Raw genomic sequence first — 26,183 nt, 5'->3', positions numbered from 1 at the left:
TTGGCGCGGGTCAGACGCGGGTGGTGTCGCGGCGGAACAGCCGGGCCGCGCCGAGGCCGAAGAAGGCGGTCCAGGCGGCCACGTTGCCGACCGCCGCCCAGTCCAGCCCGTCCCCGGTCATGGGCGCCCGGGCGAGCTGGCCGACGCCGTACACCGGAGTGAACTTGGCGATCTGCTGCATCGCGTGGGGCAGGATGTCGAGCGGGACGAACAGCCCGCCGAGCATGGCCAGGATGGCCAGCGCCGGGCCCATGAACTGCATGACGTTCTCGGCCGGGGCCAGGTAGCCGACGAAGAGGCCCAGGGCGGCGAAGACCAGGGAACCGATCCAGGCGGTCAGGCCGGACTCCACCCAGACGTGCGCCGGCATCCGGACCCCGGAGGCGGCGCCCACGGTGAACTCGACCAGCACGCCGAGCAGGCCGAGCACCATGGCGGTGGCCACCTTCGTGGCCACGTACGCGGCCGGGCGCAGCGGGGTGAGCCGTAGCTGCCGGCTCCAGCCCAGCGCCCGCTCGGTGGCGACCGCCGCGCCGGCGCTGGTGGTGGCGACCATGGCCGCGTAGACGGCCAGGCTGATCATGATCCAGCCGGTCACCGGCAGGCCGTTGTCCAGGTTCTGCCCGCGCTGCGGCAGGCCGAACAGCAGGAAGAACACCGCCGGCATGATCAGGATGAACACCAGCGTGCGGCGGTTGCGCAGCACCCGGCGGATCTCGATGCCGAGTACGGCGGCGGAGAAGCCGCCCAGGGCGGGGGGCCGGCGGTTCGCGGCCCGGTCAGACGAGGTGGTGGCGGATGAGGCGGTGACGGTCATCTCAGGCTCCGGGATTGGGCGTGGTCGCGGTCAGGCGGCGGCGGTCAGGGCGAGGAAGGCGTCCTCGAGGTTGCGTGAGGTGATCTCCAGGTCCCGGGCGTCGGTCCGGGTCAGCAGGTGCCGGGCGACGACGTCGGAGTCCTCGGTGTGGACCAGCACGGCGTCGCCGCGCACCTCGACCGACCGCACGCCGGGCAGCGCCGCGAGCGCGGTCTGGTCGGCGCCTGGGAGGGTGGCGCGCACCACCCGGCCGGCGGCCAGGTTCTTGATCTCGGCGGTGGTGCCGTCGGCGACCACCCGGCCCTGGCGGACCAGCACGATCCGGTCCGCGTACGCGTCGGCCTCGTCGAGGTAGTGGGTGGCGAACAGGACGGTCCGGCCCGAGCGGGCGTCGCTCCGGATGGCCTGCCAGAAGTCCCGCCGACCCTCGACGTCCATCCCGGTGGTCGGCTCGTCCAGCACCATCAGGTCGGGGTCGGGCAGCAGCGCCAGGGCGAAGCGCAGCCGCTGCTGCTGGCCGCCGGAGCACTTGCCCACCGGGCGGTCGGCGATGTCGGCGATGCCGGCCCGCTCCAGCACCTCGGAGGCCGGCCGGCACTGGCCGTAGAAGTGCCCGGTCATCCGTACCGTCTCGGCGACGGTGAGGTCCTTGAGCAGGCCGCCGGTCTGCATCACGGCGGCGACCCGGCCGAGCCGGACGGCGTCGCCGGGCGTGCCGCCGAAGAGCCGGACGGTGCCGGCGTCCGGGCGGGCCAGCCCGAGCAGCATGTCCACGGTGGTGGTCTTGCCGGCGCCGTTGGGGCCGAGGAAGGCCACCACCTCGCCCGGTTCGATCCGGAGGCTGAGCCCGTCGACGGCGGTCACCGGGCCGAAGGTCTTGGTGAGTCCGGCCAGCTCGACGGCCGGTGGGGTGTCGGTCATGACAAAATGCTCCGGGGACCGGCGGGCCGGTCCCCGGAGCGGGCGTCACCTTCCGACCGTGACATTTGTCAGGAGGCCGGCCGTCAGTGGCCGCCGCCGGCCCCCGCCCGGGCCCTGCGGGGCAGCAGGAACGCGCCGGCCACGGTGACCAGCAGCAGGCCCAGCTCGGCCAGGAGGGTGACCCGCACGGCGTGCGACACCGACTCGGTCAGCCCGTCGAAGAAGACGGTGCCGAGCAGCGCCACGCCGAGCGCGCCGCCGAGCTGCTGCACGGCGGTGAGCGTGCCGGAGGCCGAGCCGGTCTCCGCCTCCTCGACGCCGGAGAGCACGATGTCGAAGAAGGGCGCCATCACCAGGCCCATGCCGAAGCCGACCGCCAGCAGCGCGGGCGTCATCCGCCACGGGGTGACGTCCGCGCCGGCCACGGTGAGGGTGAGCAGCATCCCGGCGACGCCGGCCAGCACCACCGCGAGTCCAAGGTGGATGAGCCGCCGGCCGAGCCGCTGGGCCAGGCCGGCGCCGGCGAGGACGAAGGCGGCCACCATGCCGAGCGCCTGGGGCACGCCGGCCAGGCCGGCACGCAGCGGGGACCAGCCGAGCCCGAGCTGGAGGTAGAGGCTGAACACCAGCGAGAAGCCGGCCAGCGCGGTGAAGAAGGCCAGCCCCGCGACGAGCCCGCCGGTGAAGGCGCGGCGGCGGAACAGGGCGGGCACCACCAGCGGGTCCCGCCCGGTCCGCTGCCGGCGCTGCTCGTAGCGGGCGAAGACCGCCAGCACGACGACCGCGCCGGCCAGCATCGCGAAGCTCCACGCCGGCCAGCCGAGCTCGCGGCCCTGCACCAGCGGGTGGACCAGCAGGAACACCGCGACCGAGAGGAGCGCGACGCCGGGCAGGTCGAGCCGGGTGGCGTGGCCGGGGCGGGAGGCCGGCAGGAAGCGGGCCGCGCCGAGGGCGGCGAGCAGGCCGAGCGGGACGTTGATCAGGAAGATGGCCCGCCAGCCGGTGCCGCCGAGGTCGGCGTCGACCAGCCAGCCGGCCAGGATCGGCCCGCCGACGGCGGAGATCCCCATCACCGGGCCGAACGCGCCGAAGGCGGCGGCAAGCTGCTCCGGCGGGAACATCTCCTTGATGAGGCCGAGCCCCTGCGGGAGGAGCAGCGCGCCGAGCAGGCCCTGCGCCACCCGGGCGGCGATCAGCGTGCCGGGACCGCCGGCGAGGGCGCAGGCCGCCGAGGCGGCGGTGAAGCCGAGCACGCCGACGAGGAACATCCGCCGCCGGCCGTACAGGTCGCCGAGGCGGCCACCGGTGACCAGGCCGACGGCCATGGCGAGGGTGTAGCCGGCGCCGATCCATTGGATGACGGTGGGCGAGCCGCCGAGGTCGGCCCGGATCGCCGGACCGGCGAGGTTGGTGACCAGCACGTCGAGAAGGTCCATCACCTCGGCGGCGAGGATCACCGCGAGGGCGATCCAGCGCCAGCGGTGGCCGCTGGCCGGTGGCGCCGCGATCAGTTGGGTGGTCATGAAGTCCCCCGATTCCGAGCGAACACTGTTCGTTAACGAACACTGTTCTATCAACGAACTGCGTTCGCGGCAAGTACTATGTTCGAGTCCCTGAGCCGGAGGTCGTCCGTGAGCGAACAGCCCGCCCCGCCGTGGCGTACCCGGCCCCGCAGCCGGGCGCCCCGACAGCCGCTCAGCCAGCAGGCGGTGGTCGACGCCGCCCTCGCCGTGCTCAGCCGGGAAGGGCTGGGCGGGCTCAGCATGCGGCGGGTGGCCCAGGAGCTGAGCACCGGACCAGCCTCCCTCTACGCCCACGTCTCCGGGCGCGAGGAGCTGCTCGAACTGCTCGTCGACCGGGTCAGCACGGACATCACCGTGCCCGAGCCCGACCCGGGCCGCTGGACGGAGCAGGTCCGCGAGGTGGCCCGGCAGGCGTACCGGGTCTACGCCGCGCACACCGACCTGGCGCTGGCCTCCCTGGCCACCATCCCCACCGGTCCGAACGCCCTGCGGGTCACCGACGGGCTGCTCGCCGTTCTCCGCAGCGGCGGCGTGCCGGCCCAGCAGGCGGCGTGGTTCCTCGACCGACTCTTCCTCTACATCGCCGGCGACGCCTACGAGGGCGCCCTGTACGCCGAGAAGGTCCGGGCCGCCGGTCAGGACCAGCCGACGTGGTGGGCCCGGATGCGCGAGCAGCTCAGCACGTACTACCGGAACCTGCCGGCGGGGCGGTACCCGCACGTGCGGGAGCACGTGGACGTGCTGCTCGCCGGCGACGGCGACACCCGCTTCGACTTCGGCCTCGACCTGCTGATCCAGGGCCTCGCCACCCACGTCCCCGGCGGGAGTGAGGGCGACCGGGCCGGGTAACCAGCGCCGACGTCAGTCGTCGCGGCACCGGGAGGTCAGGCATGAGCGCACCGACGGCACGGGTCGACACCGTCGTGCTGGTCCACGGGCTCTGGATGACCTCACGCAGCTGGGAGCACTGGGTCGACCGCTACGCGGCGCGCGGCTTCCGGGTGCTCACCCCCGCGTGGCCCGGCATGGACCAGGACGTCGAGCGGCTCCGGGAGGACCCGACGCCGATCGCCGCGCAGCGGGTCGCCGCCATCGTCGATCACTACACGGCGATCATCCGGGGCCTGCCCCGGCCGCCGATCATCATGGGGCACTCGTTCGGCGGCCTCATCGCCCAACTGCTCATGGGCCAGGGCCTCGGCGCCGCCGTCGTCGGCCTGCACCCCGCGCCGGTGAAGGGCGTGCTGAAGCTGCCGCTCAGCACCCTGCGCTCCGGGTTCTCCATCCTGCGCAACCCGGCGAACCGGCACCGCGCGGTGCCGTTCACCCCCGAGGACTTCCGGTACACCTTCGGCAACACGATCAGCCCGGAGGACTCCGACGCCGCCTGGGAGCGGTACGCGGTGCCCGCCGCGGGCCACGTCTTCTTCGAGGGGGCGTTCGCCAACCTGGACCCGACCTCGGCGACGGCGGCGGACACCAAGCGGTCCGACCGGGCGCCGCTGCTGGTGACGGCCGGCGGCGAGGACCATGTGGTGCCGCCGTCCCTGGCCTCCGCCGTGGCCAACCTCTACCGGGGCTCGACGGCGATCACCAGCTACCGGGAGTTCCCCGGCCGGTCGCACTTCGTCGGCGGGGAGCCGGGCTGGGAGGAGGAGGCCGACTTCGCGCTGGAGTGGGCCGTGGAGGCGGCCAACGAGTACTCGCCGACGGTGGTCAGCACGGCACCCGGCCGCCGCTGAGCCGGCGGCCAGCGGCAAGGGCGAGTCCGCCCGGGTGTGGAGCCGCCACCCAGGGGTATGACGGGGGCATGAGGGCGAGCTTCCGGCTTGGCCGGATCGCGGGGGTACCCGTCGGGGTCAACTGGAGCGTCCTGGTCATCTTCCTGCTGATCGCGTGGGCGCTGTCCGCCAGCCAATTTCCCCGCGCGTACCCGGGCCACTCGGGCGTGGCGTACGTGGCCGCCGGGCTGGCCGCCGCGGTGGTCTTCTTCCTCGGCCTGCTCGCCCACGAGGTGGCCCACGCGGTGGTCGCCAAGCGCAACGGCATCGAGGTCGAGGGGATCACGCTCTGGCTCTTCGGCGGTGTGTCCGAGCTGAAGGGCGAGGCCCGCGACCCGGGCGCCGAGCTGCGCATCGCCGGGGTGGGACCGCTGGTCAGTTTGATCATCGGGCTCTTCTTCGGCGCGATAGCGGTGCTGCTCGCCCTGACCGGCGCGCACGGCCTGCTGCTCGGCTCGCTGTCCTGGCTGGCCGGCATCAACGTGCTGCTGGCGATCTTCAACGTCCTGCCGGCCGCGCCGCTGGACGGCGGCCGGCTGCTGCGGGCGGCGGTGTGGAAGGCCACCGGCGACCGGACGAGGGCGTCCGTGGTGGCGGCCCGGGCCGGCTGGGTTCTCGGCGCGCTGCTGATCGGGCTGGGGCTCTGGCAGTTCCTGGCCGGCAGCGGGGTCGGCGGGCTGTGGCTGGCACTCATCGGCTGGTTCCTGATCGGCGCCGCCGGCGCGGAGGAGCGCCAGGCCCGGATGGGCAGCGCGCTGCGCGGCATCCGGGTCGCCGAGGTGATGACCCCGCAGCCGCAGACCGCCTCCGGGGAGATGACCGTCGCCGACTTCGTCGACCACTACCTTTTCGCGTACCGGCACTCGGCGCTGCCGCTGACCGACCAGGGCCGGCCGATCGGGCTGGTCACCCTCGACCGGGTTCGCGGCATCCCCGCCGACCGGCGCGCCGCGACCACCCTGGCCGAGGTCTCCTGCCAGGCCGACGAGCTCGTGCTCGCCAACCCGGACGAGCAGCTCACCGACCTGCTCCCCCGGCTCAGCCAGTGCGCCGACGGCCGGGCGCTCGTGGTGGCCGACCAGCGGCTGGTCGGGATCGTCTCACCCAGCGACATCAGCCGCGCCGTGCAGCGCGGCAGCATGCGCGAGCAGATGACGGCCAACCGCTCCTAGCCCTCGCCCAGCAGGCCGCGCAGGTGCGCCCGGGTCCAGGCCGCGATGGTGAACGAGTCGGTGAGCACCCCGTCCCGGATGAGCCCGCCGACCTCGGCCGGCGGGCAGCGCCGGACGGCCCGGATGCCCTCGCTCGCGTCGGGCTCCCCGACCGCCGCCACCTCCGCCAGGAAGAGCCGGACCTCGTCGGTGGAGGTGCCGGTGTCCGGGTGCAGCACACCCAGGTCGACCAGTCGGACGACCTCGGCGCCGATCTCCTCGCGCAGTTCCCGGGCCGCCTGCTCCTCGGCCGGCACGCCGGGCTCGCCGAACCCGCGCGGCGCCTCCAGGTGCCACCGCCGGGTGGCGTGCCGGAAGTGCTCGATCAGCACCACCGCGCCGTCGAGCACCGGCAGGAGCACGACCCCGTACGTGCCGCCCATCGAGACGGCGCGGATGTAGGTGCCGAGCCCGCCCCCGGGAAACCGGACCGGGTCCCGCAGCAGCGTGAGCCACTCGTCCTGGTACGCGACCCCGCTCCGGCCCCACTCCTCGGGCAGGCCCCGCGCGCGCAGCGCTTCGACCTTGGCCCGTTCCGCGGCGGCCACCTCGGCGGGGTCGACCAGGATCTCCACCGCGGCGCCCGGCGGGTTGACGAACAGTTCCGGCAACCGGTCGCGCAGCTCCCGGTAGCGGAGGTCGTCCGGAGCCTCACTCATGCGCCCTCCCGGGGTCGGTCGATGTTCGGTTCGGAGTCGCGCTCGACGTTGCCGTCCACCACCGGGAAGCCGCCCTCCCGCAGCCGGGCGACGAGTTCCCGCCAGTCCTCGCGGGCCCGCTCCAGCCGCACCCGCATCACGTCGATGCCGGTGGCCAGCTCGTTCTCGGCACGGCGCTGGTCGCGGCCGACGACGGCGAAGCGGAGCACCGCGTCGGTGCCGCGGGAGGCGACCTCGGTGGCCACGTCGCCGATCACCTCCAGCCGGGGGTCGCCGTCGTAGATGAGCGAGGCGGAGGCGCCGAGGACCTCGATGGTGATCCGGACGACCGGCTGCCAGATCCGCATCCGGCTGCGTCGCCGCTCGCCGACGATCTCCGCGAGCCGGCCGGCGAGGGCGAGGTAGCGGTCGTACACCAGCTGGCCGCGGGCCACGAAGTCGGTCGGGTCGTCGAGCAGCGACTCCAGCGCGGCCAGGTAGCCGCGCCACTCGTCGGTGTCCCGCGCCTGCCGCACGTGCGCCAGTTCCAGCCCGGTCAGGTCGATCCGCAGCGGGGACAGGGCCAGGTCGAAGGCCTGGGGTCGCAGCGTCCGGAGCAGCTCGACGAGCTGCACCAGGTCGGCCCGCGGGGCGCCCTCCTCGGTGGCGCGGGCGGCCCGCACCGGCGGCCGCTCCTGCAGGGCGGTGCGCCGCAGCGAGTCGGTGGGGATCAGCGCGAAACGCTCGACGGCGTCGGGGACGGTGGTGTTGTACCGCAGGTCGATGAGCTGCTTGAGCTCCGCCACCAGCGGCGCCGACCGGAAGCGGCCCTGCGCGGGGTCGCTGCCCGGCTCGACCAGGAACTCCCGGTAGAACCCCTCCCGGTCGGCCCGGTCGGTGTCCGCGGCCCACAGGGTCACCTCCCGCAGCCGCTCCCGCAGGGCCGGGATGCTCTCCCCGTCGAGGCCGAGGTCGCGGCGCAGGGCGTCGAGGTTGAAGCCGCGCACCTGCAGCAGGAAGCGGTGGAACTCCTCGAACATCAGCCGCTGGGTGCACTCCTCGTTCTCGGCGTCGTCCCAGCTCAGCCGGAGGCACCGGATGCTGTCGAGGTCGCCGAGCAGGCTCCGCCAGGCGTCCCAGCCGACCCGGTCGACGGTGAACCGCGGCTCGTCCGCGGGCGAGCCCTCGCGGAGCAGGAAGGGCACCAGCACGCTCTCGTCGAGCAGGGCCCGGACGGCGTCGCGTTGCGGGCCGTGCGCCGCGAAGTCCTGGTAGACGACCGGGTTGTTGAAGAAGTACGCCCGGTTGACGATGACCTGCTGGGCGTTGAGAATCGACCGGAGGTACTCGGCCCGCGCGTCCTGCCGGCGCCGGCGCTCCACCTCGGCGTAGGAGAGCCGCCGGCTCACCATGTGCTCCAGCAGGTCGCGGGTGACCCACTGGTTGTCCAGACACTGGGCGACGACGCTGATCCGGGACAGCGCCCGGTTGTCGACGCGGACCAGCCCGCCCGGCCCGGAGGGCTCCTGCACCATCGTTCTCCCTCACCGACGTCCACCATGGATGGTCGGCCCATACGCTACGGGTGACCCGCCGGTAGGTCAGTATCGCGGGAAGTAACGGTCCAGCAACGCGGTGCGGAACTTGCCGGCCGGGTCGAACTCGCGCAGCAGAACGCGGAAGTCGTCGTGGCGCGGATGGGCGGCGGCCGGGTCGCGGGCGAAGAGCTTGCCCCAGTGCGGGCGCGGGGCGAACGGTGCCAGCCGTTCCTCCACCTCGGCCAGCACCGGCGCCACCGCCGCCGGGTCGCCGACCCAGGTGAAGTGGACGGCCAGGGTGTCCCGCTCGTAGTTCGGGCTGAGCCACAACCGGTCTGCGGCCACCGTACGCAGCTCGCAGACCTGGAGCACGGCGGCGATCTGCTCGGCGGCCGGGTCGAGCGCGGCCAGCGCCGCGGCGGCGTCCGAGCGGGCCAGGTGCCACTCGGACTGGAGTTCGTCGCCGCTGCTCGGGGTGAAGCCGAGCCGGAAGTGCGGCAGCCGCTCGTGCCACGGCCCGGGCACGCCGAACTGGGCCGTGCAGTTCTGCGCCGGCATTCCGGGCACCGGGTGGTGGGGCGTGTCGGCCGCGCGGGTGTCCAGCCAGTCCGCCCGGGGCGGCGGCTGGTCGGCTCGCTGCTTGAGCCACACCTCGTCGAACCGGGACGACCGCCAGCCGGTGAAGACGCTCACGCTGTAGGCCGCGTCGAGGGCGGTGTCCAGTGCCGCGCGGGGCAGGCCGAGCCGGACGTACTGCCGCACCTCGAAAGCGGGCACCACGTCGAGGGTGAGCCGGGTGACCACGCCCAGCGCGCCGAGGTGGACCACCATCCCGGCGAACCGTGGGTCGGCGCGGTCCACCGTGAGCAGGTCGCCGTCGGCGGTGACCAGTTCCAGCGCGGCCACGGCGGTGGCCAGGTTGCCGTTGGCCGGTCCGGAGCCGTGGGTGGCGGTGGCGACCGCCCCGGCCACGGAGATGTGCGGCAGCGACGCGAGGTTCGCCAGCGCGTACCCCTCGGCGTGCAGCGCGGTGGCCAGGTCGCCGTAGCGCAGCCCGGCGGCGACGGTGACGGTGCCCCGGTCGCGGTCGAGCGCGACGGTGGGCGGCAGCCCGGCCACCGAGACCTGCTCGCCGGTGGTGTCGCCGAGCCGGTTGAACGAGTGTCCGGTGCCCACCGCCCGGACCCGGTCCGCGCCGGCCACCAGCCGGCGCAGCTCGTCCAGGGTGGCAGGCTCGTGGCGGGCCCGGGCGGACCAGGTGACATTGCCCGCCCAGTTGGTGCCGGTCACGCGGTGGCCTCCCGATCGGTGCTGGCATCCTCGGCGAGGGCGGCGCAGAGCCGGTCCAGCGCCGCCTCCACCTGCGTGGTGGAATAGCCGCGCAGTGCCACCGGCAGCCCGGCGGCCCGGGCCTGCTCGATCTCCGCCCGGGCGGCCCGCCGCTCCGCCGGCCCGCCCCGGGCGAGCGCCTCCCGGGCCCGTTCCACCAGCCGGTCGACCTCGCGGACGTCGTAGCCTCGCAGCCCGATGGCGAAGTCGAGGTCCGCGCCGGCCGGCCGGGTGCGGGCGTCGCTGAACCGGTCGCCCGCGAAGCGGACGAGCGCCGCCGTCACCTCGTCGGGGCTCTCCCGCACCTGGCCGAGATAGAGCAGCTCGACGGCGGGACGGCCGTCGCGCGGATGCCGGGCGGTGACCCGCAGGCCCGGCGGCAACCCCGCCCCGGGCACGCCGACCAGCCGGCCCGCGTCGTCGAGGGCGAGCGCCGCGAACTGCTCCCAGCGGTACGTCCCGCGCAGGCCCGGCCGGCGCACCTCCAGCCCCTCCGGCCCGAGCACGCAACGGAACGGCCGCAGCGCGCCCACCAGCACCGCGACGCCGACCACCACGACGCCCAGGGCGACCAGCATCCGCAGCACCGGCCCGTCACCGGCGACGGCCAGCACCATCACCCCGCCCGCCACGCAGACGAGGGCCAGCGGCAGGGCGCCTCGGTTGCGGTGCAGCTCCATCTCGTTCCCCCGTTCCGGTCACCGGCGTCCGGGTGCATCATCCGCCAATCGCGCAAGGCGTGGTTGCCCCGCCAACGGGTAGGGAACCCTGTGGGCATGAGCAGCTACCGCGACCCGACCCTCCGTGGCGACGTGCACCCGTCGGAGGAGGAGATCGACCCGACCGGCGTGGGTCCCGAGCCCGCCGGGGCGGCGTACGCCACGGCACCCGTGCCGGCGCCGACCCCGGAGCCCGAGCCCGACCCGATCCCCCGGCCGGGGCCGCCGCCCCGGGGCGCCGGGGGACGGTCGATCGTCACCCGTCACCTGGACGGGTCGGTCGAGGTGGTGACCGACCTCGACGGCGACGGGGTGGCCGACATGGTGCAGGTCGACCTGGACGGCGACGGCGTCCCGGACGTGACGTACCTGGACAGTGACCGGGACGGCCGGCTCGACACGGTGCGCCGCGGTCCAGCCCACTGAGCGGGACCGGCCCGGGTCCGGATCACACCTGCCGCATCACCTCGGCGGCGACCAGCTCCAGGTGGTCCAGGTCGGCCAGGTCGAGCACCTGGAGGTAGACCCGCTCGCTGCCGACCTCCGCGTACCGGCCAAGCTTGTCGACGACCTCGGCGGGCGTGCCGGCGGCGCCGTTCTCCCGCAGTTCCGCGGGCTCCCGGCCGATGGCCGCGGCGCGCCGGGCCACCTCGGCGTCGTCCCGCCCGCAGCAGAGCACCAGGGCGTTGGACCAGGTCATGCTGGACGCGTCCCGCCCTGCCTCGGCGCAGGCGTCCCGGACCCGCTGGAACTGCGCCGCCGAGTCCTCGACCGAGGCGAACGGCAGGTTGAACTCGTCGGCGTACCGGGCGGCGAGGCGGGGCTTCCGCTTCGGTCCCGTGCCGCCGAGCAGGATCGGCGGGCGCGGCTGCTGGACCGGCTTGGGCAGCGCCGGGGAATCGCTGACCGGGTAGTACTTGCCGGGGAAGTCGAAGGTCGAGCCGGCCGGCGTCTCCCAGAGCCCGGTGATGACCGCGAGCTGCTCCTCCAGCCGGTCGAACCGCTCGCCCAGCGGCGGGAACGGAATGCCGTACGCGGTGTGCTCCTCGGCGAACCAGCCCGCGCCGATGCCCAGCTCGACCCGGCCGCCGCTCATCTGGTCGATCTGTGCGACGGTGATGGCGAGCGGCCCGGGGAGCCGGAAGGTGGCCGCGGTCATCAGGGTGCCGAGCCGGATCCGCGTGGTGTCCCGGGCCAGGCCGGCGAGGGTGGTCCAGGCGTCGGTCGGACCCGGGTCGCCGCTCACCGAGCCCATCTTCAGGTAGTGGTCGGAGCGGAAGAAGGCGCCGAAGCCCGTCTCCTCCGCGCGGCGCGCCACGGCGAGCAGCTGGTCGTAGCTGGCGCCCTGCTGGGGTTCGGTGAAGATCCGCAGTTCCATGCCCCGAGCATAGAAAGCGGGCGGGCCCGCCGCTTGCGTGCCTCGTATTCCTTGACAGGCATATGAGTGTCGAGGCATATTGTAGGCGTGTCCGGGGATGCCTTCGCCGTGCTGGCCGAGCCCACCCGACGCCGCATCCTCGACCGGCTGCGCCGGGCGGAGAGCAGCGTCGGCGACCTCGTGGACGCGCTCGGCATGAGTCAACCCGCTGTCTCCAAGCACCTCAAGGTGCTGCGGGAAGCCGGCCTGGTCAGCTGCCGCACGGCCGCCCAGCAGCGGATCTACCGGATCGACGTCCGCCCGCTGCGCGCCGTGGACGACTGGCTCGGGCCGTACCGGCGGATGTGGACGGACCACCTCGACGCCCTGGAACGCCATCTCGACAGTGAGGAGTGATCATGGACCGCGACAGCTTCCGGCCCGGCCCGCTCGCCGACGTCAGCTGGGCGCCGGCCGGCGACCGGTGGGACCTGGTCCTCGTCCGTGACCTGCGGCACCCGCCGGCCAGGGTGTGGGCGGCGCTCACCGAGCCGGACCGCCTCGCCCAGTGGGCGCCCTTCCTCGCCGACCGCGGCCTGGCCACCCCCGGGGCGGTCACGCTGAGCACCGTCGACGGCGACCGGCGCTGGCCGGCCCCGGAAACCGTACGGCGCGCCGAGCCCCCCACCCTGCTGGAATACACCTGGGGCGACGGGCTGCTCCGCTGGGAGCTGGCCGGCACGGAGGGCGGCACCCGGCTGACCCTGCGGCACCGCTTCGACGACCGCGCGCTGGGCGCCAGCATGGCCGCCGGCTGGCACCTCTGCCTCGACGTCGCCGGCCACCTGCTCGACGGCGACCCGGTGGGCCCGATCCGGGGCGCCGAGGCCAAGGAGTTCGGCTGGGACGAGCTGCGCGCCGCGTACGACGAGCGCCTGAAGGACTGACGGGTCAGCGGGTGGCCGCCGGGGCGTCCGGCAGGGTGATCGCGGTGGCCGCCCGGCGGATCGGCTCGGTGACCCGGCGGATCATCCGCTCCCGGCCGGGCAGGCGCGGCATGAGCCGCAGCATCAGCGTCTGGAACCGGATCCGGGCCGCCGACGAGAGCACCATCCCCTCCAGGTTGCGCTCGGCCAACCGCTGGTTCGCCGTGACGAACGGGCGCATCCGCCGCTCGTACCCCGCGAACCCGGCCACCGGGTCCCCACCGGCCTCGGCCAGCGAGGCGGCCAGCACGTACGCCCCGACCAGCCCGAGGCTGGTGCCCTGACCGGAGGCCGGTGAGGGGCCGTGGCCGGCGTCGCCGACGAGCGCGATGCGGCCGGTGGACCAGCGGTCCATCCGCACCTGACTCATGGGCGCGAAGTAGAGGTCCGGCGCGTCGGCGGTCGCGGCGAGCAGCTCAGGCACCCGCCAGCCGGCCCCGTTGAACGCCCGGGCCAGCGCGGCCCGCTGGGCGGGCAGGTCCCGATGGTCGGGCTCCTCGGCCGGCGACGGGAAGAGGAACAGCGCGCGGGCGGCCGGCGCCCCGGCGGTGCGGTAGACCCCGACGGTCCGGCCCGGCGCCGGGTGCATCAGCTCGACCCGCTCCTCGCCGAACTCGGCGGGGACGGTGCAGATCGCGATGTGGTGTCCGAGCGGGCGCAGGTGCTCGGCGGCCGGGCCGAACGCGAGCCGGCGTACCGCCGAGTGCAGCCCGTCGGCGCCGACCACCAGGTCGAAGCGACGGCGCCCGCCCCCGGCGAAGGTCACGTCCACCCCGTCGGCGGCCGGATCCAGCGCGGCGATCGAGTCGCCGAAGAGGTATTCCACGTCGCCGGTCGCCTCGACGAGCAGCCGGGCCAGGTCACCGCGCATCACCTCGACGTCGTCCCCCTCCCGGCCGCCGAAGAGCGCGGCGTCCATGGTGGCCAGCTGCGCACCGGACGCGTCCACGAAGCGGGCGAGCCGCATGCCGGTGTCGCGCCGGCGCACCTGCTCGAGGAGGCCCATCCGGTCCAGCACGGTCAGCGCCGCGCCCCGGACGTCCACCTTGTAGCCCCCGTCGCGCAGCGCAGGGGCGCGCTCGACCACGGTCGGACGGAAGCCGTGGCGGCGCAGCCACCAGGCGAGCGTGGGCCCGGCGACACCGGCGCCGGAGATCAGCACATCAGTCATGACAATGACGGTACAAGCGTGTTAGACGTTTGTGCAAGACGTTTGTTCAAGGAATCGGCTAGGCTGCGGCCATGGGAAATCGGGAGGACCTGCTCGCCGGCGCCAAGCGCTGCCTGATGGAGAAGGGCTACACGGCCACCACGGCCCGGGACGTGGCCGGCGCCGCCGGCACCAGCCTGGCCGCCATCGGCTACCACTTCCGCACCACGAAAGCGCTGCTCAACGAGGCGCTCGTGGAGGCCATGGCGGAGTGGGGCGACGAGCTGGAACGCGCCCTCGCCGAGGACGCCGGGCCGGACGCCACGCCCGAGCAGCGCTTCGAGGCGGCGTGGGAGCGGATCATCGAGTCGTTCACCCGGCTTCGGCCGCTCTGGGCCGTCCAGTTCGAACTGATCGCGCAACTCGACCGGGCGCCCGAGCTGCGGGAGGCGTTCGCCGGGGTCACCCGCCAGGCCCGGCTCGGATTGGCCGAGGTCTTCCACCGGCTCGACCCGGCCCTCGACGAGTCGACCGCACTCGCCCTCGGCGCCTTCCACCAGGCGCTGATCGGCGGCGTCGCGGCCCAGTGGCTGGTCGACCCGGCGGCGGCTCCCTCGGCGCGGGAGTTGACCGGCGCCCTACGAATCCTAGCCGCCGAGTTCCGCGAGAGTCAGGGCTGAAACGGGGGCGCGGAAATCCGTCGTCGGCGATTCATCGCGTCCACGCGGGATCCGGAATCGCACACCCGCGGCGCGGCGCGGCGATACGGCGGGGCCGCGCCGGAATATGACGAACGCACGACAGTTCTCTATCAGTGCCGACAAATTCGGGGATGAGCCGCGGCAATCGAATCCCTCGGCGACGAGACGGCGACGAGCGGCGACAAAAGGGAACAAGAGTCCCTAAATTACCCGAGCCGGCTGCCCACCGGGGCTGTCCCTGCTGCGTGCGGCGACCGAATTCGACGGCACCGGACCGCGATTTTTTGTGGGCATATCCACATTCCCCGCACTCCGGACTGGATCCCCCGCAGTGAAGTCGGTAGGTTTCCGGGCCGGCCCCCATGGCCAGACTGATGTGACCGATGTTGATATCGACGGACGAGACGCGAAGATGGCCACCGATGGTGCGATCCGCCAGAGGTTTTCATCGGAGAGGGGATCGTGCCTGCACTCGCAGTGAAGTCGCTCTACAAAATATTCGGTAACCGAGCCGACGAGGCGATGAGGCGCCTCGCGGACGGGGCGCCCCGCGCGGAGGCCCTCGCCGGGCTGCCGGCCACGGCCGCCGTCATCGACGCGAACTTCGAGGTACGCCCCGGCGAGATCTTCGTCGTGATGGGCCTATCCGGCTCCGGCAAGTCCACCCTCATCCGGATGCTCAACGGTCTGCTCCGCCCCACGAAGGGCAGCGTGCGGATCGACGGGGTCGAGCTAACCACGCTCAGGCCCGCCGCGCTGCGCAAGCTGCGCCGTGAAAAGATCAGCATGGTCTTCCAGCACTTCGCGCTGATGCCGCACCGGACGGTGCTCGAGAACGCCGGGTACGCGCTGGAGGTCGCCGGCCTCCCGAAGGCCGAACGGCGCGAGCGCGCACTGGAGGCGCTGCGCATGGTCGGCCTGACCGAGTGGGCGGACAAGCTCCCCCACGACCTGTCCGGCGGCATGCGGCAGCGGGTCGGGCTGGCCCGCGCGCTCGCCGCCGGCACGGACATCCTGCTGATGGACGAGGCGTTCTCGGCGCTCGACCCGCTCATCCGCCGGGAGATCCAGGACCAACTCCTGGAACTCCAGGCCGAGCTGGGCAAGACCATCATCTTCATCACCCACGACCTCAACGAGGCCATGCGCCTCGGCGACCGGATCGCGGTGATGCGGGACGGCCGGATCGTGCAGATCGGCACGGCCGAGGAGATCCTCACCGACCCCGCCAACGACTACGTCGCGCAGTTCGTCGCGGACGTCGACCGCACCCGCATCCTCACCGCCTCGTCGGTCATGGAAAAGGCGCAAACCGTGCTCGACGTCAACGTCGGCCCCCGGGTGGCCGCCCGCGCGCTGCGGGAGAACCAGACCTCGGTGGTCTACGTGACCGGGCCGAGGAAGCAGTTCCTCGGCACGGTCACCGAGGACGAGGTCCTGCGGGCGTTCCGCGAGGGCCGGCAGAGCCTGGAGGGGTACGTCTCGACCGAACAGGTCCGGACGGTCACCGCGGACACCGCCGTGGCCGACCTGTTCGCCGAGTGCGCGGAGAGCGTCCATCCGGTGGCCGTTCTGGACGCGACCGGCCGGCTGTCCGGCGTGATCCCGCGGATCACGCTGCTCGCTGCCCTGGCCAGCACGGCTCCCGACAGCTCACCGACGGACGACGTCGAGCCCGCGGTGGACGACCCCGTCGACAGCCGGCCGGCCGACGCGGCAGCGCCGGACGACCTCGACCTGATCAGCAGGAAGGAGGAGCCGGTATGAGGCTGACCCAGTCTCCGCTCGACTCCTGGCTGCCCCGGGTGCCGCTCGGCACGTGGACCGAGTCCGCCGTCGACTGGGCCACCGCCACCCTCGGCCCGGTCTTCGACGCGGTCGCCACGGTGGTCGAGGCCCTCGTGCGCCCGCTCAACGACCTGCTCACCGGCGTACCCGCGGTAGCGGTCGTGCTGGTCCTCGCCGCGCTCGGCTGGTGGCTGCGCGGCTGGAAGTTCGGCCTCGGCACCGCCGTGGGCCTCGGCCTGGTGGCCGGCATGCCGTACTGGGAGGAGACCATGAGCACCCTCGCGCAGGTGCTCGTGGCCAGCGTGCTCGCCCTGCTGCTGGCGATCCCGCTGGGCGTCTTCGTGGCGGAGAACAAGCGCGCGTCCGCCGTGGCCCGGCCGGTGCTGGACCTCATGCAGACCATGCCGGCGTTCGTCTACCTGATCCCGGCGATCTTCTTCTTCGGCATCGGCACCGTGCCCGGCGTGCTGGCCACGCTGGTGTTCAGCATGCCGCCGGGCGTACGCCTCACCGAACTGGGCCTGCGCCAGGTCGACAAGGAGATCGTGCAGGCCGCCGAGTCGTTCGGCGCGCCGCCGTGGATGGTGCTGCTCCGCACCAAGGTGCCGCTGGCCCTGCCGACCATCATGACCGGGGTCAACCAGGTGATCATGCTGGCCCTGTCCATGGTGGTGATCGCCGGCATGGTCGGCGCTGGCGGCCTTGGCGACGTCATCATGTTCGCGCTCTCCCAGGTCGAGGTGGGCAGCGGCTTCGAGGGCGGGATCGCCGTCGTGGTCCTCGCCGTGGTGCTCGACCGGCTCACCGACTCCGTGGGCGACCGGTTCCCCTCCGCGCGGGCACAGCGCCTCGCGCGGGAGGCCGCCTGACCGTCGCCCCCCGCGCCGGCACGCCAGTTCCCGCGTACGCGGGTCCGCCGGCCTGTTCCGCAACCGGAAGGACAACCCTGTGTTCACGACCATGAAGCGCGTCCTCGCGCTCGCGGTGACCGCCACCCTGGCGCTGGCCGGTGCGGCCTGCACCGCCGAATCGGACGGCGCCGGCAACGGCAAGAAGATCACCATCGGCTACATGGCCTGGGACGAGGCGATCGCCGCGTCGCACCTGTGGCAGCACATCCTGGAGGAGAAGGGCTACCGGGTCCAGCTCAAGAACCTGGAGGCCGGTCTCGTCTACGGCGGTCTCGCCGGCGGCGATATCGACCTGTTCCTCGACGGCTGGCTGCCCCAGACCCACGCCTCCTACCTGGAGAAGTACGGCGACAAGCTGGAAAAGCTCGGCATCTGGCACGACGACGCCAGCCTGAGCATCGCGGTGCCGAAGTACGTCGAGGGCGTCGACACCCTCGACGACCTGGCCGCCAAGGCCGGCACCTTCGGCGGGCAGCTCATCGGCATCGAGCCGGGCGCCGGCCTCACCAAGGCCACCCAGGAGAAGGTGCTCCCCGGCTACGGCCTGGACGGGGCCATGAAGCTGAAGACCTCCTCCACCCCGGCCATGCTCGCCGCGCTCGACGGCGCGATCGCCGACAAGAAGCCGATCGCGGTCACCCTCTGGCACCCGCACTGGGCCTACGCCAAGTACGAGCTGAAGGACCTGGCCGACCCGAAGGGCACCCTCGGCCAGGCCGAGCAGATCAACACCTTCGGCCGGAAGGGCTTCGGGAAGGACTTCCCCGAGGTCACCTCGATGCTGACCAAGTTCAAGATGGACGGTCAGCAGCTCGGGTCCCTGGAGGACCTCATGTTCAACGCCCACAAGGGCGACGAGAAGAAGGCCGTCGAGGAGTGGCTCAAGGCCAACCCCGACTACCTGAAGACGCTCGCCTGACCTGACTGGGGCCCGCCGGATGCCCCGGCGGGCCTCACTGTCATCCCGCACGCCGCCGGCGCAGCCAGGCCACGCCGCCACTGACCACCGTCGCGCCGATGGCGGTGCCGATGGCGACCAGCGCCGCTCCCACCGCCCAGAGCCCGGTGTCGTCCGTCGACGCGGCCCGCGCCGCCCAAGCCGCGGTGAACGCCACCGTCATCACCGGCGCCACCAGCCACGGGCTCCAGAACCAACCACCCACGGCGGCGATCACGATCAGGGTGAGCACGGCGCCGGCCACCTGCCACACCGCGTACGGGCCGCTGGTCGCGCCGGTCTCCGGGTCGACCGTGTAGCCCGACTCCCAGCCCAGCCAGGCCCACCAGGCGCCGACGGTCGCGGCCGCCAGGAGCAGGCCGCCGAGCAGGGTACGCGTCGTCTTCGTCACGGCCCGATCCTGCCGCGTCGCGACCATCGGGCGAATGAGCATCCGTACTCGGGTCGAGCCATCCCGCCGCTCAAGTGCGACGCCGGCCGGTCGCTACGGCGGCAGTATCCGCACCGTGGGCCATCGTCTGCCCGGCTCGTGGCGCGCGAGGCGAGCCCGGGACAGCTCGACCGTCACCCGCTGCGGGTTGCGTCGCCATATCCCGTCGAGCAGGTCGTTCAGCCCGAGCGGGGCACAGACGTGGAGCGTCCCGGCAGCGTCGAGACGTACCGCCACCGCGGTGGCGGTCTCGGGCCAGGTGGCCACCGCCTCGGCTACGGAGCGGAGCGCGTCGACCGGACCGGTGCCGAACACGCTCTCGTACCAGGTATGTACGGCGGCCTGATTGGTCGCTTCCCAGGGGATCGCCGGGTCGTGACGGCGTAGCAGTTCGGTCGCCGCGACGTCACCACTCCGGGTCAGATCGCCGGGATCGAAGAACGCGACGTCGACGTCCCGCACGTTCCGCGGATCGAAGCCGCCGCCATACCGTCGGCCCCAGACCAGGTCCCGCAGGGCACCCGCCCCCACCCATGCGTCCGGTAGGCCTGCTTCCCGCACCACCACCAGCACGTCGAGAAACCACGGACACGCCGCGATCAGCTCGGCCAGCTCGGCTGTCCGGGGAGCGCGTGGCTCAGTGGCAAGTGACATGGTCTTCCCGGGCCTCGCAGCTCATGGATACGGTCGTCGTCAGATTGCTTCCCACTGCGTCCACCGGCCGGATGCGGCTGGTGTCCGTTCGGTGCTGTCAGGACGCAGATCAACCACGAGCGAGAGACACTCTCGATGTCGGGCGGCCATGGGCCCGAGGTGCAGCTCGGCGCGGGGCCTGATCGACCCGGGCGCGCCTCGACCTTGATCTGCCGGGCTCCCTGCTCGCCGCGTTCCTCCGCTTGACGTAGAGCCGCATCTGTTGCGCGCAGCTCCCGCACAGCCCGGTCTTCCCTTACCAAACCTCGACGGTCACTCCAGGGTCCAGCTGATGTGTGGCGGTCGGACCCGGGCACAGAGCGGCCCGCCCTGGGCGTCCGTCAGCCGGAGCCGGCCGACCAGCACGCCGGCACCGTCGTGTCCGGCGCGGAGCAGCTCGGTCGGGATGTCACCGAACATGAGCTTCGCCCGGCGGAACATCTCGAAGCGGTCGTCCGTCACCGACCCCCAGCTGAGATAGAGGAAGCGCGCCCCCACGCGGCCGTGCACCCACGGCCCGCCGACGTCGAGCAGGCCGTCCACGTCGCGGCTGGTGACCTCGAACTGCCAGGACGCCTCCAACGCGTCGGCCGGGATCCGGTCGACCACCTCGGCCTTGCGCTGCATTCCCACGTGCACGTTACGCAGCCGCAGCTCGTCCGCCTCGGCACCGGCGCGCCGCCCTGGCAGGTCGCTGCCCTCGATCCGGATCAGCATCCCCCGACTCTAGGGCGGGACACCGACGAGTTCGGTTACCGGCCCGGTCGGGACCGATCACCTGTCGGGTGGGCTGAGCGTCAGCTTGGCCTGGGTATGGTCGAAAACGGCTGCGGTACCTTGCCGGAGTGAACCGCGAAGAGGTCGTCCTCAGGCTGAGTCACGACCAGGCGCTGGTGCTCTCGAACTGGCTTGAGCGGATGGAGTCCTCGCGAGCATTCGCCGAGGTGGTCGACGATCGAGCCGTCTGGTCTGCCCTGCACCGCATCAGCGGGACCCTCGACAAGTCTCTAGTCGACATCTTCAGGGCGGACTACACGCAGCGCCTCCAGGCAGCCCGCCTGCGGCTGTCGAAGACGCTAGGCGACTTCGATGCGGGGGCTGACGAATAGACGGGCCGCCGGTCTGGCGGGCGAGACGCGGGTCGGAGGGATCGGCGGCGTCGCGGTGAGATTTCTCCGGGGTCGTGTCGATCCGTGGGCCGCTCGTTCGACGTGTGGGTGCGAGGGCCGAGAGGCGGCCGCGCCGGATGAGGAGAACGCGATGGCGAAGTACCTGCTGATCATGCGGGGCACCGACGAGTCGAACGCGGCCATGATGGCCGACATCGACGAGATGATGGCCACGACCGGCCGGTTCATCGAGGAGATGGTCAAGGCCGGTGTTCTCCTCGCGGCCGAAGGGCTCGACGATCCGGGCCGGGGCGTCGTGGTCGACTTCAGCGGCGAGGCGCCGGTGGTCACGGACGGGCCGTACGGCGAGACCAAGGAACTGTTCGGGGGCTTCTTCCTGCTCGACGTCGCCTCCAAGCAGGAGGCGGTCGAGTGGGCCAAGCGGGTCCCGGCGGCCCCCGGGTCCAAGATCGAGGTTCGGCGGGTGCCCGGGAGCGACGAGGTCCCGCAGGTCGACAAGTGATCGTCGAGGACTGGGCCGGGTGCGAGAGCAACGGCCAGATCTGATGGGTACGGCCGATGTCGAGGCCGTCTGGCGGATCGAGTCGGCGCGGATCGTCGCCGCGCTGACCCGGTTCACCGGCGATTTCGGGCTGGCCGAGGACGCGGCCCAGGAGGCGGTGGCCGAGGCGCTGATGTCGTGGCCGCTCGCCTCCCCGGCCAATCCGGCCGGCTGGCTGATGGCCACGGCCCGGCGCCGGGCCATCGACGCGATCCGCCGCCGGACCGCCCTCCAGGACCGATACGCCCTGCTGGCGGCTGACCCGGCGGTCGACGAAGAAATCGACCCCGACAAGATCGACGACGATATCCTGGCGCTGATGTTCATCAGCTGCCACCCAGTGCTCTCCCCCGAGGCCCGGGTGGCGCTGACCCTGCGCGTGGTCGGCGGCCTGTCCAGCGAGGAGATCGCCCGCGCGTTCCTCGTACCCGTGCCGACCGTGCAGGCCCGCATCACCCGGGCCAAGAAGACGATCGCGGCGGCCGGGGTGCCGTTCGAGCTGCCGGCGGCCGGCGAGCGCCGGGAGCGGCTGGGCGGCGTGCTCAGCGTCCTCTACGTGATCTTCACCGAGGGGTCGACGGCCACGTCGGGTGACCGGCTGCTGCGCCCCGACGTCGCGTACGAGGCGATCCGGCTGGCCCGCACGCTGGCCGCGCTGCAGCCGGACGAGCCGGAGGTGCACGGCCTGCTCGCGCTGTGCGAGCTGACCGCCGCGCGCTTCCCGGCCCGGACCGCCCCGGACGGTTCGTCGATCCTGCTGGAGGACCAGGACCGGCGGCGGTGGGACTTCTCGGCGATCCGCCGTGGGCTGGCCGCGCTGGCCAAGGCGTCGACTCGCGGCCTCGGCCCCTACGGCCTGCAGGCCGCGATCGCCGCCGCCCACGCGTCGGCCCCCTCCGTCGAGGCGACCGACTGGGACCGGATCGTCGTGCTCTACGAGGCGCTCGGCCGGGTCGCGCCCTCGCCGGTGGTCGAGCTCAACCGGGCCGTCGCCGTGGCCATGGCCTCGGGTCCGGCGCAGGCCCTGGCCATCGTGGACGAGCTGATCGCCTCGGACCGGCTCCCCGGTTCGCATCTGGTTCCGACCGTACGCGGTGAACTACTGGCCCGACTCGGACGGCGACCGGAAGCGCGCGCCGAGCTGGAGCTGGCGGCCCGGCTGTGCGCCAACCAGCGCGAACGCTCAGTGCTGCTGCGCAAGGCGGCCACGCTGGGCTGACTTCTCCCGACCAGGCCGGCCGCCGACTGCCACGACGTCACCACCGGGCGGCAGCGGGCACACCTCGAACGGCTCTGGGCTGAGCTGCGGTGCCCTGCTCGGCGTCACCCCCGACGCGGCCACCGCCCCCACCGGCTCCGCGACCGTTCGGCACGCCTGGGAACTCGCCGAACAGGGCGTTGGCCCCGATCTTGACGCGGTGCGTCCGGGTCGTCGTCGGCACCCTGCCTGAGCAGGGCGTTCGCGTGGTGGGGCGGGCGGGACTCGAACCCGCGACCGAGGGATTATGAGTCCCCTGCTCTAACCCGCTGAGCTACCGCCCCGCTACCGCGCCGGATCGTAACCTGTTCAACGGATCACCGGCCATCATCCGTCGGGCCGGGTTGATGATCTGGCCGGCACGAAGGGCAACGCGAGGATAACAGCGCGCAGCGGTTCCATCGGTCGCGCCCGCGGTCCCGCTCAACCCGTGCCGCGCAGCTCCGCGAGCACCGCCCCGGCGGCCCGCCAGCCGCTCGCGAGGGCTCCCTGGATCGACGGGCTGTCCCGGTGGTCGCCGGCCACGAAGAGCCCCTCGCCGAGCACGACCGGCTTGCGCAGCCGGCCCTGCGGCGGCGGCGCGGCGGGCAGCGCCTCCGGCACCGACACGGTGGCCAGGTGGGTCCAGTCTGCGGTGGAGCGGCCGTAGAGGCGGTCCAGCTCGCGGCGGACCAGCGGCTCTGGCGGGGCCTGCGGGCCGACCACGGAGGTGGCCACGAGGTGCTTCCCGGCCGGCGCGTACGTGGGTGCCGCGTTGCTGACCACCACCGTGTTGGCGACGAGTTCCCGCCGCTCCCCGTCGAGGAGCAGGATCGGCTCGGCCAGCGGCGGGGTGTCGGTGCTGTGGTAGTAGGTCGTGTAGCCGTGCATGCGTACCCGTTGGAGCTGGGGCAGCAGGGTGGCCGCCGCCGGCGGGTCCGCGGCGACCACGACGGCGCGGCAGGCGATCTCGCCGGCCGGGGTGCGGACCCGGCCGGGCGCGACGTCGGCGACCGGGGTGTCCAGGTCGATCAGCTCGGCGGGGAGCGGGCCGGCGACGGCCGCGGGCAGCGCGGCCATGCCGCGGGCGGGCAGCCCGATCCGGCCCCGGGCGAACGCGCGCAGGAGGACGGCCAGCACGTGGCTGGAGGTGGCCAGCTCGCGGTCGAGCAGCACGCCGGAGAGGAACGGCCGGAGCAGTTCCTCGATGAACGCGGCGGAGAGCCCGGCCCGGCGCAGCGCGGCCTCGCTGGTGGTCTCGGGCGCGTTGAGGAGCCGGCCCATCGGCAGGGTGGCGCAGCCGGTGGCGAGCGCGGCGAAGCGCAGCCGGTCGACCAGCGACCCGACGCCCGCGGCCACCGTGCCGGCCGCGCCGGCCGGGTCGCGCAGCGGGTTGACCAGGCGTTCCAGCCGGGCGCCGCGGCGCACCAGCACCCCGGCCGTGAACCAGCCCAGGTCGAGGCCGCCGAGGTCGACCAGGCCGCCGAGCCGTGGGTACGCCGTGTTGAGCACCTGGAAGCCCCGGTCCAGCAGGTAGCCGTCGACCTCGTCGGTGGCGACCCGGCCGCCGAGCCGGTCGCCGGCCTCCAGCAGCCGCCATGGCACGCCGGCCCGGTGCAGCCGGCGGGCGGCGGCGAGGCCGGCCAGGCCGCCGCCGACGATGACGACGTCCGTCTCAGCGGGCACGCTCCACCTCCGCCCCGGCCCGGTCGCCGTTACGGTTCGTCCGCGACAGCCGGCCCGGCCACCAGATCTTCGGCCCGATGTCGTACGCCAGCGCGGGCACCAGCAGCGACCGGACCACGATGGTGTCGAGCAGCACCCCGGCGGCGACCGCCACGCCCAGCTCGACGAGCACCACCAGGGGCAGCACGGCGAGCGCGGAGAAGGTGGCGGCGAGCACGATGCCGGCGGAGGTGATCACGCCGCCGGTGACGGCCAGGCCGGTGAGCACCCCGGCCCGGGTGCCGCGCCGGACGGACTCCTCGCGGACCCGGCTCATCAGGAAGATGTTGTAGTCGATGCCGAGGGCGACCAGGAAGACGAACGCGAACAGCGGGAACGACTGGTCGACCCCCGGGAAGTCGAGGACGTGTCTGAAGATCAGCGCGCAGAGGCCGAGCGTGGCCAGGAACGACAGCACGACCGTGGCGATCAGCAGCACCGGGGCGAGCAGGGCCCGCAGCAGCACGGCCAGGATGACCGCGATGACCAGCAGCACCACCGGGATGATGACGTTGCGGTCCCGGGTGGACGCGTCGGCGGTGTCCACGTTGATCGCGGTGAACCCGCCGACCAGCGCGTCCGCGCCGCGCACCCGGTGCACCGCCACGCGCAGCTCGCGCACGGCGCGTTCGGCGCCGTTGCTGTCCGGCGGATCGGCGAGAGTGGCCTGCAACTGCACACGCCCGTCGACCACCTCGGGCGACCCGGTCGGTCCCTGACGGCTGAACGGCTGGACCGACGACACCCCCGGTACGCCCTGCGCGACCCGGGCGACCTGCTGGGCGGCGGCCTGGTTGGTGAAGATGGTGGCCGGGCTGCCGGTGCCGGCCGGGTAGTGGCGGGCGATCACCTCCTGCCCGGCCACCGAGTCGGTGCGCTGGGTGAACAGGTCGGACTGGCCGAGGGTGGTGGCGCCGAGCTGGGTCACCCCGAGGGCGAGCGCGGCCAGGACCACCGCGGTGACGATCCAGACGGTACGGGCGCGGCGCGCCACGAAGCCCGCGATCCGCCCCCAGATGCCGTGTTCGGTCCGCGGGTCGGCGTGGTCGAACCGGGGTCGTCGGGGCCAGAACGCCCACCGTCCACCGAGCAGCAGCAGCGCGGGGAGGAAGGTCAGCATCACCAGCAGGGTGGCGGCGATGCCGACGGCGCTCACCGGGCCGAGCGCCCGGTTGGAGTTGAGGCTGGACAGCAGCAGGCAGAGCAGGCTGACGATGACCGTGACGCCCGAGGCGATGATCGCCGGGGCGGCGCCCTTCCAGGCGGCCCTCATGGCGTCCCAGGGCCGGTCGTGCCGGTGCAGTTCCTCCCGGTAGCGGGCGATGAGCAGCAGCGCGTAGTCGGTGCCGGCGCCGAAGACGAGGACGGTGAGGATGCCCTGGGCCTGCCCGTTGAGCTTGATGACCTCGTTCTTCGCCAGGGCGTAGACGAGGAGCGAGGCCAGCGAGTACGACATCCCGGCGGCGAGCAGCGGGAAGGCCCAGAGCACCGGGCTGCGGTAGACGATCAGCAGGATGACCAGCACCACGACCAGGGTGACCAGCAGCAGCGGCCCGTCGATGGCGGTGAACACCTCGATCAGGTCGGCGAGCAGGCCCGCCGGGCCGGCCACGTCCACGGTCAACCCGTCCCGGTCGGAGCCGGCGATGTCCCGCAGCCGGTCGACCACGGCGCCGATCTGTTCGCCCTCGGCCGCGTCGATCGGGATGACCACCTGCACGGCCTGCCGGTCCTGGCTGACGATCGGCGGCGGCAGGGGGCCGACGACGCCCGGCAGTTCGGCGAAACGGGCCGCGTCGGCCCGGATCCGCTCCTGGTCGGCGGGGGTGATGCCGGAGGTGCGCTCGTACACGACGAGCGCCGGGGTGGTCTCCCGTTCGACGAAGCCGGCGGCGAGGTTCTGCGCCCGGGTGGCCTCGGCGTCGGCGGGCAGGAAGGCGGCGTTGTCGTTGGTGGCGACGTCGCCGAGCTTCCCGGAGTAGGGGCCGGCGATGCCGCCGACGACCAGCCAGCCCAGCACCACGACGACCGCGACCAGCGTCGCGGTCCAGCGGCTCCGCCCTCCGGCCATCTCCATCCACCCTTGAATCGACGCAGCA

At 73.3% G+C, this 26,183-nt stretch carries 27 protein-coding genes and 1 tRNA gene; 13 read left to right on the top strand and 15 right to left on the bottom strand.

Annotated elements, in window-relative coordinates; translation table 11 throughout:
* Window positions 1–10: 10 nt before the first annotated feature.
* From ACFYPD_RS23045 to ACFYPD_RS23035, 3 genes are all read right to left on the bottom strand, one after another.
* Window positions 11–817: an ABC transporter permease gene (locus ACFYPD_RS23045; protein ID WP_387116970.1), complete on the bottom strand. Its 807-nt coding sequence runs from the start codon at window positions 815–817 to the stop codon at window positions 11–13.
* Window positions 818–847: 30 nt separating this feature from the next.
* Complete coding sequence (locus ACFYPD_RS23040; protein WP_387116966.1) at window positions 848–1,738, bottom strand: ABC transporter ATP-binding protein; 891 nt, start codon at window positions 1,736–1,738, stop codon at window positions 848–850.
* Between the two features lie 83 nt (window positions 1,739–1,821).
* Window positions 1,822–3,261 (bottom strand): MFS transporter, encoded by a 1,440-nt coding sequence (locus ACFYPD_RS23035; RefSeq protein WP_387116963.1) that lies wholly within the window; start codon window positions 3,259–3,261, stop codon window positions 1,822–1,824.
* A 108-nt stretch (window positions 3,262–3,369) separates the two neighbouring features.
* On the opposite strand from ACFYPD_RS23035, the gene ACFYPD_RS23030 reads away from it, so the two are divergent.
* From ACFYPD_RS23030 to ACFYPD_RS23020, 3 genes are all read left to right on the top strand, one after another.
* Complete coding sequence (locus ACFYPD_RS23030) at window positions 3,370–4,110, top strand: TetR/AcrR family transcriptional regulator C-terminal domain-containing protein (RefSeq protein WP_387116960.1); 741 nt, start codon at window positions 3,370–3,372, stop codon at window positions 4,108–4,110.
* Between the two features lie 41 nt (window positions 4,111–4,151).
* Window positions 4,152–5,003 carry an alpha/beta hydrolase gene (locus tag ACFYPD_RS23025; RefSeq protein WP_387116957.1) on the top strand — a complete coding sequence of 284 codons (852 nt, stop codon included), beginning with the start codon at window positions 4,152–4,154 and terminating at the stop codon, window positions 5,001–5,003.
* 68 nt (window positions 5,004–5,071) lie between these two features.
* Window positions 5,072–6,214 (top strand): site-2 protease family protein, encoded by a 1,143-nt coding sequence (locus ACFYPD_RS23020; protein ID WP_387116954.1) that lies wholly within the window; start codon window positions 5,072–5,074, stop codon window positions 6,212–6,214.
* On the opposite strand, the gene ACFYPD_RS23015 is transcribed toward ACFYPD_RS23020, so the two are convergent.
* From ACFYPD_RS23015 to ACFYPD_RS23000, 4 genes are all read right to left on the bottom strand, one after another.
* Complete coding sequence (locus tag ACFYPD_RS23015; protein WP_387116952.1) at window positions 6,211–6,912, bottom strand: NUDIX hydrolase; 702 nt, start codon at window positions 6,910–6,912, stop codon at window positions 6,211–6,213. The two genes, ACFYPD_RS23020 and ACFYPD_RS23015, sit on opposite strands and share 4 nt — an antisense overlap.
* Window positions 6,909–8,426, bottom strand: a complete 1,518-nt coding sequence (locus tag ACFYPD_RS23010) for a hypothetical protein (protein ID WP_387116949.1) — start codon at window positions 8,424–8,426, stop codon at window positions 6,909–6,911. The genes ACFYPD_RS23015 and ACFYPD_RS23010 overlap by 4 nt, the downstream gene beginning before the upstream one ends.
* Before the next feature lie 66 nt (window positions 8,427–8,492).
* On the bottom strand, window positions 8,493–9,719 hold the full coding sequence (locus tag ACFYPD_RS23005) for an FAD-binding protein (protein ID WP_387116946.1): 1,227 nt from the start codon (window positions 9,717–9,719) through the stop codon (window positions 8,493–8,495).
* Complete coding sequence (locus ACFYPD_RS23000; RefSeq protein ID WP_387116943.1) at window positions 9,716–10,438, bottom strand: hypothetical protein; 723 nt, start codon at window positions 10,436–10,438, stop codon at window positions 9,716–9,718. The genes ACFYPD_RS23005 and ACFYPD_RS23000 overlap by 4 nt, the downstream gene beginning before the upstream one ends.
* Window positions 10,439–10,534: 96 nt before the next feature.
* Here ACFYPD_RS23000 and ACFYPD_RS22995 point away from each other — a divergent pair, with 96 nt between their 5' ends.
* Window positions 10,535–10,903, top strand: a complete 369-nt coding sequence (locus ACFYPD_RS22995; RefSeq protein ID WP_387116940.1) for a hypothetical protein — start codon at window positions 10,535–10,537, stop codon at window positions 10,901–10,903.
* Window positions 10,904–10,925: 22 nt separating this feature from the next.
* Here ACFYPD_RS22995 and ACFYPD_RS22990 read toward each other — a convergent pair whose 3' ends face one another.
* Window positions 10,926–11,855, bottom strand: coding sequence for an LLM class F420-dependent oxidoreductase (locus tag ACFYPD_RS22990; RefSeq protein WP_387116938.1), 930 nt, complete (start codon window positions 11,853–11,855; stop codon window positions 10,926–10,928).
* A gap of 87 nt (window positions 11,856–11,942) precedes the next feature.
* Here ACFYPD_RS22990 and ACFYPD_RS22985 point away from each other — a divergent pair, with 87 nt between their 5' ends.
* Window positions 11,943–12,251 (top strand): ArsR/SmtB family transcription factor, encoded by a 309-nt coding sequence (locus ACFYPD_RS22985; RefSeq protein WP_387116935.1) that lies wholly within the window; start codon window positions 11,943–11,945, stop codon window positions 12,249–12,251.
* Between the two features lie 2 nt (window positions 12,252–12,253).
* A complete protein-coding gene (locus ACFYPD_RS22980) occupies window positions 12,254–12,781 on the top strand; it encodes an SRPBCC family protein (protein WP_387116932.1) in 528 nt (175 codons plus the stop codon).
* A gap of 4 nt (window positions 12,782–12,785) precedes the next feature.
* Here ACFYPD_RS22980 and ACFYPD_RS22975 read toward each other — a convergent pair whose 3' ends face one another.
* Window positions 12,786–13,991 carry an FAD-dependent monooxygenase gene (locus ACFYPD_RS22975; RefSeq protein WP_387116929.1) on the bottom strand — a complete coding sequence of 402 codons (1,206 nt, stop codon included), beginning with the start codon at window positions 13,989–13,991 and terminating at the stop codon, window positions 12,786–12,788.
* Window positions 13,992–14,062: 71 nt separating this feature from the next.
* Between ACFYPD_RS22975 and ACFYPD_RS22970 the strand changes: the two genes are divergently transcribed.
* The 4 genes from ACFYPD_RS22970 to ACFYPD_RS22955 all read left to right on the top strand — a co-directional run bounded on the left by ACFYPD_RS22970 (window position 14,063) and on the right by ACFYPD_RS22955 (window position 18,289).
* Entirely contained in the window at window positions 14,063–14,650 is a 588-nt protein-coding gene (locus ACFYPD_RS22970; protein WP_387116926.1) for a TetR/AcrR family transcriptional regulator, read from the top strand.
* A gap of 543 nt (window positions 14,651–15,193) precedes the next feature.
* A complete protein-coding gene (locus ACFYPD_RS22965; protein ID WP_387117358.1) occupies window positions 15,194–16,438 on the top strand; it encodes a glycine betaine/L-proline ABC transporter ATP-binding protein in 1,245 nt (414 codons plus the stop codon).
* Window positions 16,435–17,328: an ABC transporter permease gene (locus tag ACFYPD_RS22960; RefSeq protein ID WP_387116923.1), complete on the top strand. Its 894-nt coding sequence runs from the start codon at window positions 16,435–16,437 to the stop codon at window positions 17,326–17,328. The genes ACFYPD_RS22965 and ACFYPD_RS22960 overlap by 4 nt, the downstream gene beginning before the upstream one ends.
* Window positions 17,329–17,419: 91 nt before the next feature.
* The gene (locus ACFYPD_RS22955) at window positions 17,420–18,289 is read left to right on the top strand and encodes a glycine betaine ABC transporter substrate-binding protein (RefSeq protein WP_387117356.1); all 870 of its coding nucleotides are present in this window, start codon (window positions 17,420–17,422) and stop codon (window positions 18,287–18,289) included.
* Between the two features lie 40 nt (window positions 18,290–18,329).
* Here ACFYPD_RS22955 and ACFYPD_RS22950 read toward each other — a convergent pair whose 3' ends face one another.
* The 3 genes from ACFYPD_RS22950 to ACFYPD_RS22940 form a co-directional block, all read right to left on the bottom strand.
* A complete protein-coding gene (locus ACFYPD_RS22950; protein ID WP_387116920.1) occupies window positions 18,330–18,719 on the bottom strand; it encodes a hypothetical protein in 390 nt (129 codons plus the stop codon).
* A gap of 93 nt (window positions 18,720–18,812) precedes the next feature.
* The gene (locus ACFYPD_RS22945) at window positions 18,813–19,331 is read right to left on the bottom strand and encodes a nucleotidyltransferase family protein (protein ID WP_387116917.1); all 519 of its coding nucleotides are present in this window, start codon (window positions 19,329–19,331) and stop codon (window positions 18,813–18,815) included.
* 393 nt (window positions 19,332–19,724) lie between these two features.
* Window positions 19,725–20,168: a DUF5990 family protein gene (locus ACFYPD_RS22940; protein ID WP_387116914.1), complete on the bottom strand. Its 444-nt coding sequence runs from the start codon at window positions 20,166–20,168 to the stop codon at window positions 19,725–19,727.
* A 128-nt stretch (window positions 20,169–20,296) separates the two neighbouring features.
* Here ACFYPD_RS22940 and ACFYPD_RS22935 point away from each other — a divergent pair, with 128 nt between their 5' ends.
* The 3 genes from ACFYPD_RS22935 to ACFYPD_RS22925 all read left to right on the top strand — a co-directional run bounded on the left by ACFYPD_RS22935 (window position 20,297) and on the right by ACFYPD_RS22925 (window position 22,341).
* Window positions 20,297–20,560, top strand: coding sequence for a hypothetical protein (locus tag ACFYPD_RS22935; RefSeq protein WP_387116911.1), 264 nt, complete (start codon window positions 20,297–20,299; stop codon window positions 20,558–20,560).
* A 151-nt stretch (window positions 20,561–20,711) separates the two neighbouring features.
* Window positions 20,712–21,083 (top strand): YciI family protein, encoded by a 372-nt coding sequence (locus ACFYPD_RS22930; protein ID WP_387116908.1) that lies wholly within the window; start codon window positions 20,712–20,714, stop codon window positions 21,081–21,083.
* A 43-nt stretch (window positions 21,084–21,126) separates the two neighbouring features.
* Window positions 21,127–22,341, top strand: coding sequence for an RNA polymerase sigma factor (locus ACFYPD_RS22925; protein WP_387116905.1), 1,215 nt, complete (start codon window positions 21,127–21,129; stop codon window positions 22,339–22,341).
* A gap of 246 nt (window positions 22,342–22,587) precedes the next feature.
* Here the strand turns inward: ACFYPD_RS22925 and ACFYPD_RS22920 are convergent.
* The 3 genes from ACFYPD_RS22920 to ACFYPD_RS22910 form a co-directional block, all read right to left on the bottom strand.
* Window positions 22,588–22,664 (bottom strand) — tRNA-Ile (locus ACFYPD_RS22920).
* Between the two features lie 139 nt (window positions 22,665–22,803).
* The gene (locus ACFYPD_RS22915; RefSeq protein WP_387116902.1) at window positions 22,804–24,045 is read right to left on the bottom strand and encodes an FAD-dependent oxidoreductase; all 1,242 of its coding nucleotides are present in this window, start codon (window positions 24,043–24,045) and stop codon (window positions 22,804–22,806) included.
* Window positions 24,035–26,161: an MMPL family transporter gene (locus ACFYPD_RS22910; protein WP_387116899.1), complete on the bottom strand. Its 2,127-nt coding sequence runs from the start codon at window positions 26,159–26,161 to the stop codon at window positions 24,035–24,037. Before ACFYPD_RS22910 ends, ACFYPD_RS22915 begins: the two co-directional genes overlap by 11 nt.
* Window positions 26,162–26,183: the final 22 nt, after the last annotated feature.

The sequence above is a fragment of the Micromonospora sp. NPDC005299 genome (assembly GCF_042872345.1).
Classification (GTDB): domain Bacteria; phylum Actinomycetota; class Actinomycetes; order Mycobacteriales; family Micromonosporaceae; genus Micromonospora.
This window is presented reverse-complemented; position numbering and strand designations above follow the sequence as displayed.

Excerpts from the sequence above, each read along its gene's own strand:
- ACFYPD_RS23015 (WP_387116952.1), bottom strand. The coding sequence starts at position 6,912 with ATGAGTGAGGCTCCGGACGACCTCCGCTACCGGGAGCTGCGCGACCGG.
- ACFYPD_RS23025 (WP_387116957.1), top strand. The coding sequence starts at position 4,152 with ATGAGCGCACCGACGGCACGGGTCGACACCGTCGTGCTGGTCCACGGG.
- ACFYPD_RS23045 (WP_387116970.1), bottom strand. The coding sequence starts at position 817 with ATGACCGTCACCGCCTCATCCGCCACCACCTCGTCTGACCGGGCCGCG.
- ACFYPD_RS22965 (WP_387117358.1), top strand. The coding sequence starts at position 15,194 with ATGAGGCGCCTCGCGGACGGGGCGCCCCGCGCGGAGGCCCTCGCCGGG.
- ACFYPD_RS23000 (WP_387116943.1), bottom strand. The coding sequence starts at position 10,438 with ATGGAGCTGCACCGCAACCGAGGCGCCCTGCCGCTGGCCCTCGTCTGC.
- ACFYPD_RS22960 (WP_387116923.1), top strand. The coding sequence starts at position 16,435 with ATGAGGCTGACCCAGTCTCCGCTCGACTCCTGGCTGCCCCGGGTGCCG.
- ACFYPD_RS22995 (WP_387116940.1), top strand. The coding sequence starts at position 10,535 with ATGAGCAGCTACCGCGACCCGACCCTCCGTGGCGACGTGCACCCGTCG.
- ACFYPD_RS22980 (WP_387116932.1), top strand. The coding sequence starts at position 12,254 with ATGGACCGCGACAGCTTCCGGCCCGGCCCGCTCGCCGACGTCAGCTGG.
- ACFYPD_RS22925 (WP_387116905.1), top strand. The coding sequence starts at position 21,127 with ATGGGTACGGCCGATGTCGAGGCCGTCTGGCGGATCGAGTCGGCGCGG.
- ACFYPD_RS22910 (WP_387116899.1), bottom strand. The coding sequence starts at position 26,161 with ATGGAGATGGCCGGAGGGCGGAGCCGCTGGACCGCGACGCTGGTCGCG.
- ACFYPD_RS23020 (WP_387116954.1), top strand. The coding sequence starts at position 5,072 with ATGAGGGCGAGCTTCCGGCTTGGCCGGATCGCGGGGGTACCCGTCGGG.
- ACFYPD_RS23035 (WP_387116963.1), bottom strand. The coding sequence starts at position 3,261 with ATGACCACCCAACTGATCGCGGCGCCACCGGCCAGCGGCCACCGCTGG.
- ACFYPD_RS22930 (WP_387116908.1), top strand. The coding sequence starts at position 20,712 with ATGGCGAAGTACCTGCTGATCATGCGGGGCACCGACGAGTCGAACGCG.
- ACFYPD_RS22975 (WP_387116929.1), bottom strand. The coding sequence starts at position 13,991 with ATGACTGATGTGCTGATCTCCGGCGCCGGTGTCGCCGGGCCCACGCTC.
- ACFYPD_RS23010 (WP_387116949.1), bottom strand. The coding sequence starts at position 8,426 with ATGGTGCAGGAGCCCTCCGGGCCGGGCGGGCTGGTCCGCGTCGACAAC.
- ACFYPD_RS22940 (WP_387116914.1), bottom strand. The coding sequence starts at position 20,168 with ATGCTGATCCGGATCGAGGGCAGCGACCTGCCAGGGCGGCGCGCCGGT.
- ACFYPD_RS23040 (WP_387116966.1), bottom strand. The coding sequence starts at position 1,738 with ATGACCGACACCCCACCGGCCGTCGAGCTGGCCGGACTCACCAAGACC.
- ACFYPD_RS22955 (WP_387117356.1), top strand. The coding sequence starts at position 17,420 with ATGAAGCGCGTCCTCGCGCTCGCGGTGACCGCCACCCTGGCGCTGGCC.
- ACFYPD_RS22970 (WP_387116926.1), top strand. The coding sequence starts at position 14,063 with ATGGGAAATCGGGAGGACCTGCTCGCCGGCGCCAAGCGCTGCCTGATG.
- ACFYPD_RS22990 (WP_387116938.1), bottom strand. The coding sequence starts at position 11,855 with ATGGAACTGCGGATCTTCACCGAACCCCAGCAGGGCGCCAGCTACGAC.